This is a genomic window from Actinoallomurus acaciae (assembly GCF_042429965.1).
GTDB classification, from domain to species: Bacteria; Actinomycetota; Actinomycetes; order Streptosporangiales; family Streptosporangiaceae; genus Actinoallomurus; species Actinoallomurus acaciae.
In genome coordinates this window covers 1-899 of record NZ_JBHLZP010001168.1, presented here as the reverse complement: position 1 = coordinate 899, position 899 = coordinate 1, and the positions used below count along the sequence as shown (strand labels likewise).

The following is an 899-nucleotide window of genomic DNA, read 5'->3' as shown; positions in this document are numbered from 1 at the left end:
GCGGGCTCGCGCACAGCCCCGCCGACCGTGACCGGCCTGCACGGACCGCCGACGCGCCCGAACAAGACGGCGCACGCGACCCCCTGGGGCACGATCGACTCCACCCACACCCGCTTCGACGCCGCGGGCTCGCGCGGTGTCCAGGTCGCCCGGTGCGGGCTCGCCGACATGTGCCTCCGGCCGGTCGGGATCGGCCGGTTGAAGCGTGTCGGCGACCTGGCGCCGCAGCCGGTCGGCGCCGGGAGGACGGACGACCTCCGCGCGGCGCCGGGGATCGCCCGTGCGGCCCGTACCGTCCTCGGCGTCACGCCGTCATGCGGGAGCCGGCGCCGACCCACCCCCTCGTCCCCGGTGAGGCCGTCACCGGGATCCCCGCCTACCGCTGAAAGGGAGACGCCGGTGCGGCTACGGAACACGTTCCAGGTCCCCACGAGCATCGACACCGCCTGGATGGTGCTCACCGACATTCCACGGCTGGCTCCCTGCATGCCCGGGGCCCGTCTCGACGAGCCGTCGGGCGACCGGGAGTTCACCGGCGCGGTCAAGGTCAAGGTCGGCCCGATCGGCGTCGAGTACCGCGGCACCGCCCGCGTGCTGGAGCGCGACGACGTGGGGCGGCGGATGGTGGTGGAGGGCCGGGCGCGCGACGTCCGCGGCCAGGGCGACGCCACCGCGGTGATCACGCTGACCGCCCGGGAGGAGTCCGGCACGACGATGGCCGAGGTGGTCACCGACCTCGACATCAGCGGGCGGATCGCCCAGTTCGGGCGAGGCGCGCTGGAGCAGGTGAGCGGCCGTCTGGTGGAGGAGTTCGCCGGGCGGCTGCGCGCCGAGGTGACGGGTGGCGCGGCGCCGCCCCCGGCCGCGGACGCCGTGAGCCTGCGCACCCTCCTGCCCGG

General features: G+C 76.1%; 2 protein-coding genes. One reads left to right on the top strand and one right to left on the bottom strand.

All coding sequences use genetic code 11. The features are described from left to right. A partial coding sequence (locus tag ACFFNX_RS51385; RefSeq protein ID WP_378213811.1) for a hypothetical protein occupies positions 1–308 on the bottom strand: 308 nt, incomplete at its 3' end. 91 nt (positions 309–399) lie between these two features. Here ACFFNX_RS51385 and ACFFNX_RS51380 point away from each other — a divergent pair. After that, on the top strand, positions 400–899 hold a 500-nt coding region (locus tag ACFFNX_RS51380), incomplete at its 3' end, for an SRPBCC family protein (RefSeq protein ID WP_378213810.1).